The organism is Sutterella massiliensis, assembly GCF_016899755.1.
Classification (GTDB): domain Bacteria; phylum Pseudomonadota; class Gammaproteobacteria; order Burkholderiales; family Burkholderiaceae_F; genus Sutterella; species Sutterella massiliensis.
Genome location: NZ_JACJJC010000306.1, coordinates 1 through 420 on the forward strand (window position 1 = coordinate 1; position 420 = coordinate 420).

The 420-nt window shown below is 61.4% G+C and carries 1 protein-coding gene; it reads right to left on the reverse strand.

Going from position 1 to position 420, the window contains the following annotated elements:
* Window positions 1-44 precede the first annotated feature (44 nt).
* The coding region (locus H6A60_RS12685; protein ID WP_205105206.1) for a hypothetical protein at window positions 45-420 on the reverse strand (376 nt) is incomplete at its 5' end.

The window sequence follows — 420 nt, forward strand, 5'->3', positions numbered from 1 at the left end:
ACGCTGGGTCGCCACGAGTTTTTCGAGGAGCTTGAGAATGGCCGCTATGCATTGCATTCTTCGCCGCGGTCATCCCGGCGCAGCACGCGCATGATGCGCTCAAGACGCGCATCGCGTACACGGTCATCGTCAGAGAAGAGCTTCGTGCGTTCGACGCCGATGAGAAGCCACCATTCGAGCGCTTTGCGCTCCTCCCTCGTGGCAGACACGACGCCGCCGAGCTTATCGAGAAGCTGCAGAGGCTCCAGACGGTCGAAGACTGTGGCTTCCAAGCCCGCTGCAAAGAGGAAGTCGTACGGGATCGAGCGCCAGTCGGTCTCGGATACGCGGCAGTATCGGGAGAGACGCAGCAGAGCGGCTTCGGACGGCAGTTCGTAGCCTTTGAGAAGACCGTTGGCGCAGTCTGCGCCGATCTTGACG